The sequence below is a fragment of the Glycomyces luteolus genome, from assembly GCF_027622875.1.
GTDB classification, from domain to species: Bacteria; Actinomycetota; Actinomycetes; order Mycobacteriales; family Micromonosporaceae; genus Glycomyces; species Glycomyces luteolus.
Genome location: NZ_JAPZVP010000006.1, coordinates 319,697 through 329,166, shown reverse-complemented (window position 1 = coordinate 329,166; position 9,470 = coordinate 319,697). Strand labels below are relative to the sequence as shown.

At 68.8% G+C, this 9,470-nt stretch carries 7 protein-coding genes; 4 read left to right on the top strand and 3 right to left on the bottom strand.

The genetic code is table 11. The annotated features are described in order from the left end of the window. Positions 1–194: integrase core domain-containing protein (locus O1R50_RS10310; protein ID WP_270109926.1), on the top strand; the 194-nt coding region annotated here is incomplete at its 5' end. On the opposite strand, the gene O1R50_RS10305 is transcribed toward O1R50_RS10310, so the two are convergent. Genes O1R50_RS10305 through O1R50_RS10295 form a run of 3 tightly spaced genes read right to left on the bottom strand, consistent with a single transcriptional unit; the run spans position 191 to position 3,849 of the window. Then, the gene (locus O1R50_RS10305; protein WP_270109925.1) at positions 191–1,126 is read right to left on the bottom strand and encodes a carbohydrate ABC transporter permease; all 936 of its coding nucleotides are present in this window, start codon (positions 1,124–1,126) and stop codon (positions 191–193) included. The genes O1R50_RS10310 and O1R50_RS10305 overlap by 4 nt on opposite strands. Further along, on the bottom strand, positions 1,123–2,106 hold the full coding sequence (locus tag O1R50_RS10300; RefSeq protein WP_270109924.1) for an ABC transporter permease: 984 nt from the start codon (positions 2,104–2,106) through the stop codon (positions 1,123–1,125). Before O1R50_RS10300 ends, O1R50_RS10305 begins: the two co-directional genes overlap by 4 nt. A 57-nt stretch (positions 2,107–2,163) precedes the next feature. Next, the gene (locus tag O1R50_RS10295; protein WP_270109923.1) at positions 2,164–3,849 is read right to left on the bottom strand and encodes a type 2 periplasmic-binding domain-containing protein; all 1,686 of its coding nucleotides are present in this window, start codon (positions 3,847–3,849) and stop codon (positions 2,164–2,166) included. Positions 3,850–4,110: 261 nt separating this feature from the next. Here O1R50_RS10295 and O1R50_RS10290 point away from each other — a divergent pair, with 261 nt between their 5' ends. The 3 genes from O1R50_RS10290 (at position 4,111) to O1R50_RS10280 (ending at position 9,452) form a co-directional block, all read left to right on the top strand. Then, complete coding sequence (locus tag O1R50_RS10290) at positions 4,111–5,355, top strand: ROK family transcriptional regulator (RefSeq protein WP_270109922.1); 1,245 nt, start codon at positions 4,111–4,113, stop codon at positions 5,353–5,355. Positions 5,356–5,637: 282 nt separating this feature from the next. Next, positions 5,638–8,466: a glycoside hydrolase family 3 protein gene (locus O1R50_RS10285; RefSeq protein ID WP_270109921.1), complete on the top strand. Its 2,829-nt coding sequence runs from the start codon at positions 5,638–5,640 to the stop codon at positions 8,464–8,466. Next, positions 8,466–9,452: a LacI family DNA-binding transcriptional regulator gene (locus O1R50_RS10280; protein ID WP_270109920.1), complete on the top strand. Its 987-nt coding sequence runs from the start codon at positions 8,466–8,468 to the stop codon at positions 9,450–9,452. The genes O1R50_RS10285 and O1R50_RS10280 overlap by 1 nt, the downstream gene beginning before the upstream one ends. Positions 9,453–9,470 lie beyond the last annotated feature (18 nt).

The following is a 9,470-nucleotide window of genomic DNA, read 5'->3' as shown; positions in this document are numbered from 1 at the left end:
ACGGGAAAGTCGAACGGTTCCACCGCACCCTGACCGACGAATGGGCCTACGCCCGCCCCTACCGGTCAGAACACGAGCGACGAGCCGCCCTCCCGGCATGGCTGCACTGGTATAACCATCACCGCGGCCATACCGCACTCGGAGGCAACCCACCCGCCACCCGCGTTCCCAACCTCACGGGGCAATACATCTAGCCCTTGATGGCGCCGGTGATGACGGCCTTGGTGAAGTGCTTCTGGATGAACGGGTACATGATGACGATCGGGATGATCGTGCAGACCACCACGGCCATCTTCAGCGCCGCGTCCGGGGCGGCGGACTGGTACTGGCTCACGTTGGCCGCGGCGCCGGGCAGGCCCTGCGTCGACATGAGCATCCGCTGGAGCACCACCTGGATCGGCTGCGTCTCCAGGCCAGGGATGTACAGGACCGCCGAGAAGTAGATGTTCCAGTAGCCGACCGCGTAGAACAGCGCGATGACCGCGAGGATCGCCTTCGACATCGGCAGCACGATCTTGAACAGGGTGCGGAACTCGCCCGCGCCGTCCATGCGCGCCGCGTCGAGCAGCTCCGTCGGGACGCTGTTCATGAAGAACGACCTGAGCACGATCAGGTTGAAGGCGCTCAACGCCATCGGCAGGATGATCGACAGGTAGTTGTTGAACAGGCCCAGCTTCTGCACGACCAGGAAGCTCGGGTAGAGGCCCGGCGCGAACAGGAACGTGAAGAGCACCAGCATGAGCAGCGGCCGGTGCAGGAGCGAGCCGGTCCGCGACAGGCCGTAGGCCGCGCCGATGGTGAGGACCATGCTCAGCGCGGTGCCTCCGGCGGTCAGGCCGATCGTGAGGATCAGCGACTTCGTGAGCGCGCCGCCGTCGAAGATCTCCTGGTAGGCCGCGAAGCTGAAATCGGTCGGGATCAGCAGCAGGTTCCCGCCCGCCGAGGCGAGCGATTCCTCGCTGGCGAAGCTGGTGGCGACGACCGCCCAGATCGGCAGGACGATGGCCGCGCCGTAGCAGATCAGGAAGAGCGCCTTGACGGCCTTCCCGAGCACCGAGGGCTCTTCGTCCCAGACGGGGCGGGCGCTCTTGCGGCGGGGCTTGAGCTTGATGTCGATGGCGGTCATGACTTCTGGTAGATCCCTTGCTCTCCGAGGCGGTGCGCGACGCTGTTGGCGATGAGGACCAGGATCAGTCCGATCACGCCCTTGAACAGGCCTGCCGCGGTGCCGAAGGACGGGCCCTCGGTGCCGATGACGCTGCGGTAGTAGATGAAGGTGTCGAGCACTTCGGTGGTCTGGTAGCCGATCGCGTCGCGCTGCAGCTGGTACTGCTCGAAACCGACCGACAGGATGCCTCCGATGTGGAGGATCAGCAGCAGCACGATCACCGGCCGGATGCCCGGCAGGGTGATGTGCCACATGCGCCGCCAGCGGCTGGCGCCGTCCACGGCCGCGGCCTCGTACAGGCTCGGGTTGATCGAGGCGAGGGCCGCGAGGAAGATGATCATGCCCCAGCCTGCGTCCTTCCAGGCCCATTGCAGCCAGGCCAGGAACATGAACGTGTCAGGGTTCGAGGTGAACGACAGCCGGTCGCCGCCGAAGTCGAGCAGCCAGTTGGAGACCAGGCCGTCGGAGCCGAGCGTCTGGACGAACACCGTGACGACCAGGACCCACGAGAAGAAGTACGGCAGGTACACGATCGACTGGAAGACGCTGCGCACCTTGGTCGAGACCACGCTGTGCATGATCAGGGCCAGGATGATCGACAGCGGGAAGAGGAACAGCAGGTTCGCGAAGGAGTACTTCAGCGTGTTCAGCAGCGCCGGCATGAAGTACGGGTTGTTGAACAGTCGCTCGAACCAGGCGAAGCCCACCAGGGGGTTCTCCCAGAACGGGCGGTGCGGGCTGTAGTCCATGAACGCGATGACGTTCCAGGCCGAGGGCCAGTAGAAGAACACCGCGAGCTGGGCCATCGCCGGGAGCGTCATGAGCAGGAGCGGCCAGTCGGACCGGAACCGCTGGGCCACGGTCCGCTTGCGCTTGACAATGACGCGGTCCTGGCCCGGAGGCGAAACCGGGGGCGCTGAGGTCTGGAGAGCTGCCATCGCTTGTGTGAATTCCAGTCAGTGAGTACCTGTGCGGGACGGGGAGGGCCGGGCGCCTTAGCCGTGCAGCTTGTCGTAAGCGGCGGTGTAGTGCTCGCGGCCGGACTCGCCGCCGTTGTTCTTCCAGGTCTCGACCATGTCCGGGATCGACGAGATCTCGGCGCGGCCGAACGCGATGTCGTTCTGCTGGTCGATGAGCACCTGGCCGGCGGACTTGAAGTCGGCCGGGCCCTCGACGCGCATGCCCTCGAAGATGTTGACCTCGGCGAACTCCTTCAGCGAGGCGTTGTACTCGAAGCGGGCCTGGACCATGTCGGGAGTGCCGGTCAGGAACTGCTGCACGTGGCCCGAGATGGTCTTGTGGTTCACCGGGGCCCCGACGATGACGTTGCCGACCTCGTTGAAGACCGGAACGCCGTCGGGGCCGTAGGTGAAGTGCGTGCCCTCGACGCCGTAGTTGATGAGCTCGTACTCGGTGGTGCCGTAAGGCGCCGAGGCGAAGTTGCAGAAGTCGAGGAACTCCTCGACCTGCTCCTTGGAGAGGTCCTTGTTCAGGAAGGTCCAGCTGTCGACGCCGGTGTTGACGTGCACGAGCGGCTTGCGGCCCTTCGCGGCGAGCGCGCCCAGCGGGGCGATGGCGCCCCCGGTGCCCTCGGCGGTGGACTGGTCGATGAAGCCCTGCCACCACGAGATGCCGTCGAGCTGGAAGACGATCGTCCCGGCCTTGTGCAGGGCCTGGCCGTCGAGCGTGCCGGTGGGGACGTCCGGGTGGACCAGCTTCTCGTCCCACAGGAGGCGGCGGAACTCGAGCCACTCGGTGTACTCGGGGCGCTCGCAGTTGTGCACGAGCTTGCCGTCGATGTAGGCCCAGCCGTCGCCGCCGGCGAGGCCGAACCAGGACGGGGTGAGGTAGTCGAGGCCGCCGAAGGCCCAGCGGCCGTTGGCGTCGTCGCTGACGGCGCGGGCGACCTCGATGAGCTCTTCGACCGAGGTCGGCATGGCCTGGCCGGCCGCCTCGAGCAGGTCGGTGCGGGCGAACATCGCGTTGTTCGAGCCGCCCGAGAAGGAGCCGGGGATGCCGAAGACGCGGGCGGTCTCGGGGTCCTCGGGGTCGGTCGACCAGACCGACTGGCCCCAGGAGGCGGTCGGGAGGCCGGCGAGCAGCGGCCAGCGCTCGGAGATGTCGCCCTTGACGATGTCGGTCAGGTCGTAGAAGGTGTTGACCACCGTCTCCTGGAAGTTCGGGTGGGCGAAGAGCATCCAGCTGAAGAGCATGATGCCGTCGCCGAACTCGTTGGCGTTGAGCCACTGCACGGAGGTCTCGGCGAAGGTGTTGCCGTCGGCCTGGCGCAGGTTCACCGTGGTGCCGCCGCTGGCGTCGGCGATCGCCTGGAAGTACGGGTCGTCGTTCGAGGGGGCTTCGCCCCACATCGGCACGGTGATCTCGAAGGTCCCGCTGTTGGACGGGAGGTTCTCGATGGCCGGGACGGGCTCGGGGTAGGTGGTGAAGCCGGAGGGGTGGTTCGGCGGCTCGCCGACCAGGTCGGGCTGGACGGGGAGGGGCCATTCCTTGTACGTGGGCAGGAAGTCGAAGCCCTCGGTCGTCTGCGAGGTGCCGCCGCCGGACTCGATGTCGCTGCACGCGGCGATGAGGGGAAGGCCCGCGGCGCCAGCCGCGCCGAGGCCGGCTGCCTTGAACAGGGAGCGGCGCCGGAAGATCGACCCGTCTGAGGGAGTAGCCACGTTGCTGTCCTTTCGGTCGTACTGCACTGTGAGGGTTTTATGGGGGGTCTGGCCGATAATTAGTTCGGCTATTCGATAAACTAAAGTAGCGCACGGTGACACCCGGCACAAGCCGGGGGTCAGGCGATACGGACGCGGATTGGTCACGATTCGGGAACGGCCCTTGTGGTGAAACGCTTCGCTGCGCAACGGTCAGGGACCGCCCGACGACCGGTTGTCGTGATCTATGAGAATGAGCCGGGACATGCACAGGAGGAACTCATGGCGATGCGCATAGCGTCGAAGTCGGCCGGGACCGTCGGCGAGGAAGCGCGGCTCCGCGCCAAGCGCGCCGACTTCACCGACGTGCGGGCCAACAACCTCGGCTTCGTGCTGCGTCAGGTCCGCGCCGAAGGCCGTTGCTCCCGTGCGGATCTCGCAGCGAAGACCGGCCTCAACAAGGCCACGGTCTCGTCGCTGGTGGCCGAGCTCATCGAGCGGCGGGTGCTGCGCGAATCCGGTTCGGTCATCGGCAACATCGGCCGTCCCGCCGTGCTGCTCAGCGTCGACACCGGCTACTACGCCTCGCTCGGCGTGGAAGTCAATGTGGACTACATGACGCTCGTCGCGGTGGACCTGGCCGGGAACCGCCTCCTGTCCTGGCGCCGCGCCCACGACGGCGCCGGGTCGACCCCCGGCCGCTCCGTCTCCGCCCTTGCGGGCCTTGCCAAGCGCGCCGTCGACAAGATGGACGCCGAAGGCCGCCAGATCCTCGGCCTCGCCGTGGCCGTCCCCGGCATGATCGACAACGAGGGCGTCGTCCAGCGCGCCCCGATGCTCGGCTGGGAGGACTTCGACCTCACCGGCCGCCTCCGCCAGGCCATGCGCGACCCGAAGTACGCCGTGACCGCCGACAACGACGCCAACCTCGGCGCGGTCGCCGAGCAGCGCTTCGGCTCCTGGGCCGGAGTGTCCAACATGATCTACCTGACCGGTGAGATCGGCCTCGGCGCCGGCCTCATCGTGGACGGCGAACTGCGCCGCGGCGCAACCGGATTCGCCGGCGAGATCGGCAACCTCCTCATCGACGTGGACGGCGAGGTCGGCCGCGTCGAAGACCTCGCGGGCATCAGCGCGGTCCTGAAGGCGCTGTCCGAATCGGAGGACATCGCGGGCGCCGAAGTCGAGGCCGAGGTCGAGGACGTGGTCACCCGCGCCCGCGCCGAAGAGCCCGACGTGCTCGAGGCGCTCGACCGCATCGGCCGCTCCCTCGGCGCGGGCATCGCGCTCGCCGTCGACCTGCTCAACCCCGAGGCGGTGGTCCTCGGCGGCCACTACCAGGCGCTGAGCCCGTGGATCGGCCCGGCCGCCGAGCGCGAGCTGGCCGCCCGCACCCACGCCTCCGGGGCCGGAGGCGCCGAGATCGTCGTCTCGGCCCTCGGCCACGAGGCGCCCGCCCTGGGCGCGGCCACCGGCATCCTCAATGACATCGACGCCGGGAGGATGCCCACGCCGCTGGGCTCCTAGCGTCTGTTTCACGATTGTTACCCCGCCCGTTACCGCAGGTCAAAGACCTTCGGAACGGGTGAAACCCGTCAAATACGTACGTTGTCGCATCTCACCCGCCTTGACTTGTCTCACGGCCAAGGTGTAGAAATCTTGCATCCTCAATCGAAGCGCTTCGACAAGACAATTTCCAGTTTCAGATCACGGTCGTAACCCCCTGATCATCGAAGCGCTTCGACACGGGTTTCCAGGAGCACAGCCTCACAACGACAGCGACGTCCGAGTAAGCAAGGAAGTCCACCCATGAGCGACACCGACCCGCGCCCCGCCTTCCGCGACCCGAACCTGCCGCGCGCCGAGCGCGTCGCCGACCTCCTCTCGCGCCTGACGCTGGACGAGAAGATCGGCCTGCTGCACCAGTACCACCGCCCGGTCGAACGCCTGGGCATGGGCCCCTTCAAGACCGGCACCGAAGCGCTGCACGGCCTCGCGTGGCTCGGCGAGGCCACCGTTTTCCCGCAGGTGGTCGCCCTGGGCGCGACCTGGAACCCCGAACTCGTGGAGCAGGTCGGCGCGGCCGTCGCCGACGAGGTGCTCGCCTTCAACCACAACGACCCGGTCAAGGTCGGCCGCAACGTGTGGGCCCCCACCGTGAACCCCCTGCGCGACCCCCGCTGGGGCCGCAACGAGGAGGGCTACTCCGAGGACGCGGGCATGACCGGCCTCATGGGCGCCGCGTACGCGCGGGGCCTCAAGGGCGACAACGGCTCCGTGTGGAAGACCGCGCCCACCGTCAAGCACTTCCTGGCGTACGGCAACGAGGCCGACCGCTGCACCACCTCCTCGAACATGCCGCCGAGGGTGCTCCGCGAATACGAGTTCGCCGCCCACCGCCCGGCACTGGCGAGCGGCGACGCGGTAGCGGTCATGCTCTCCTACAACCTCGTCAACGGCCGCCCGGCCCACGTCACGCCCCTGGTGAACGATGAGCTGCGCACCTGGGCCGACGACGAGGTGTTCATCGTCTCGGACGCCTACGCGCCCAACAACCTCGCGGAACTCCAGGGCTACTTCGAGGACCTCCCGACCGCCTACGCCGCGGCCGTGAAGGCCGGTCTCGACTCGTTCACGCAGGACGACGAGAACGCGCCCGGCGTCCTGGCCCACGTCGAGGCCGCCATTGAACGCGGCCTCCTCGACGAGGGCGACATCGACACGGCCGTGCGCCGCAACCTCCACGTGCGCTTCGGGCTCGGCGAGTTCGACCCCGAGGACCCGTACGCGCACATCGGCGACGACTTCGTCAATTCGCCCGAGCACCAGGCCCTCGCCCGGGAGGCCGCGACCCAGTCGGTCACGCTGCTCAAGAACGACGGCCTCCTCCCGCTCAAGGCCCCCAAGAAGATCGCGGTCATCGGCCCGCTCGCCGACGTCCAGATGCAGGACTGGTACTCCGGCACCCTCCCGTACGCCGTCACCGCCCGCCAGGCCCTCGCCGAGCGCGCCGAGGTCGTCTGCAGCGAGGGCGTCGACCGCATCCGCCTGCGCCACAAGACCGGCTACGTGACCGCGGTCGAGGACGGCAAGGCGCTCGAACTCACCGACACCACCGGTGCGGCCGCCCAGTTCGACCTGTTCGACTGGGGCGGCTGGTCCTACACCGCCCGCAACGTCGCCACCGGCAAGTACGTCGACGGCCGCCGCGACGGCACGGTCGGCGCCGACTCGGTCGGCCCGCACGAGTTCGACGTGCACGAGACGTTCACGATCGTCGAGGTCGAAGGCGGCAAGCTGGCCCTCCAGCAGGTCAACAAGGCCGAGAACGCCGTCAGCGACAACTGGTACGCCATCGAGGACGGCCGGCTCGTCCTCAGCGACGACCGCGCCGACGCCGCCGAATTCGACCTCGAGGTCGTCGTCAAGGGCCGCGAGGTCGCCGCCGAGCTCGCCCGCGACGCCGACGTCGCCGTCGTCGTCCTCGGGGACCACCCGCTGGTCAACGGCCGCGAGACCGAGGACCGCACCGACCTGAACCTGCCGTCCTCCCAGGCGTGGGTGCTGGGCACGGTGCTCGAGGCGAACCCGAATACGATCCTGGTCATGTCCTCCTCCTACCCCTACGCCGCGAACTGGCCCGAGAAGCACGTTCCCGCGATCGTGTGGTCGGGCCACGGCGGACAGGAATGGGGCAACGCGCTCGCCGACGTCCTCTACGGCGACCGCGACCCCGAGGGCCGCCTCCCGCAGACCTGGTACACCGACGCGGCCGAGCTGCCCGCGATGCTCGACTACGACATCGTGGCCTCCGACGCGACCTACCTCTACTACCTCGGCCAGCCGCTCTACCCGTTCGGCCACGGCCTGTCCTATGCGGACTTCAAATACGCGGATCTCAAGGCCGACAAGGAGCACGCCGGTCCTGGCGGCGAGTTCGCCGTGACCGTCGAGGTCACCAATACGAGCGACCGCGACGGCGTCGAGGTCGTGCAGCTCTACACGCACCAGTGCGGCTCGCGCGTCAAGCAGCCGCTGCGCCAGCTCCGCCGCTTCGAGAAGGTCCGCCTGGCCGCTGGCGAGACCCGCACGGTCGCCTTCACCGTTCCCGTCGACGAACTCGCCCACTGGGACAACGTGAACGGGCGGATGGTCGTCGAGAAGTCCCGCCAGCGCCTCATGGTCGGCCGCTCCGCCACGGACATCGTCCTGTCCGCGTCGGTGCGCGTCGACGGCGAGACCGTGGGCGCCCGCGACCTCTCCAAGCCCTTGGCCGCCACCGCGAACGACAGCTACGAGGGCGTGCTCTGGCGCGACGAGAGCCGCACCTCCGGCGACGTGATCGCCGCCGAGGAGGCCGGCGGCTGGATCATGCTGGGCGACTGCGACTTCGGCCCTGGGTACTCCACGGTGACCGCCCGGGTCGCGGGCCAGGCCTCGCAGCTCACGCTCCGCGTGGACGACCCGCTCGACGGCGACGTGCTCGCCAAGATCGACACCCCGGCGACCGACGGCGTGTACGACTACACCGACATCACCGTGGAACTGGGCCGCATCGAGGGCGTCAAGGACCTGTACGTGTCCTTCGAGTCCGGTCCGGTGCGCCTCGCCTCACTGGCCTTCGGCGGGGAGTCCTAGTGGCCGGCCGGGGCGTCACGATCGCCGATGTCGCGGCACGCGCCGGGGTCGCCGCCAGCACCGTCTCGTATGTGCTGAGCGGGAAGCGGTCGATCTCCCCGGAGACCGCCGACCGCGTCATGGCTGCCGTGGCCGACCTCGGCTACCACCCGCACGCCGGGGCGCGCTCGCTCGCCTCCCGGCGCGCGGGGGTCGTCGCGATGATGTTCCCGATCCGCGACGGCATGCACCTGCCGGTGCTCATGCAGTTCGCGGCCGGGGCGGTCGCGGAGGCGCGCCGCCACGACCAGGACGTGCTGCTCATGACGGCCGACGAGGGGCCCTCGGGCCTGGCCCGCGTCGCAGCTTCAGCCATTGTGGACGGATTGATCCTGATGGACGTCGAAGTCCGCGATCCGCGGGTGGAGACCCTGCGCCGCTTGGGACTCCCGAACGTCCTGATCGGATTCCCGGCGGACTCGGAGGGCCTGACGTGCGTCGACCTCGACTTCACGGCGGCGGGCCGGGTGTGCGCCGATTACCTGGCCGAACGCGGCTGCGGCGAGATCGCGCTGCTGGGCGCTGCCGAAGCGGTCTACGAGCGGCGCACGGGCTTCGCCGAGCGCGTCCGGGAGGGCTTCCTCAGCCGCCCCGGCCTGCGGGGGGAGGTCCGGCCCTGCCCGAACTACCCGACCGAGGTGCAGCGCACGGTGAAGGAGCTCCTCTCCGCGCGGCCGGACCTGACCGGCCTCGCCGTCCACAACGAGCCGGCGGTCGGCCATGTCATGCACGCCCTCGCCGACGCGGGCAAGCGCGTGGGGGAGGACTTCCACGTGGTCGTCATCGGCCCCGACGAGGTCGCCGAGCGGGTCCACCCGCAGCTGCCGTCCGTCCTCGTCCCGGCCGAGACCCTCGCCCAGACGGCCGTGCGGCACCTGATGCGCAAGCTCGACGGCCACGACGTCCCCGACTCCACCCTCATCGAACCGCAGCTCACCCTGCGCTAGACAAGACGAGGCGGCCCC

Bases quoted from the DNA above. Each gene is read 5' to 3' on its own strand.
- O1R50_RS10305 (WP_270109925.1), bottom strand. From the start codon at position 1,126: ATGACCGCCATCGACATCAAGCTCAAGCCCCGCCGCAAGAGCGCCCGC.
- O1R50_RS10285 (WP_270109921.1), top strand. From the start codon at position 5,638: ATGAGCGACACCGACCCGCGCCCCGCCTTCCGCGACCCGAACCTGCCG.
- O1R50_RS10300 (WP_270109924.1), bottom strand. From the start codon at position 2,106: ATGGCAGCTCTCCAGACCTCAGCGCCCCCGGTTTCGCCTCCGGGCCAG.
- O1R50_RS10290 (WP_270109922.1), top strand. From the start codon at position 4,111: ATGGCGATGCGCATAGCGTCGAAGTCGGCCGGGACCGTCGGCGAGGAA.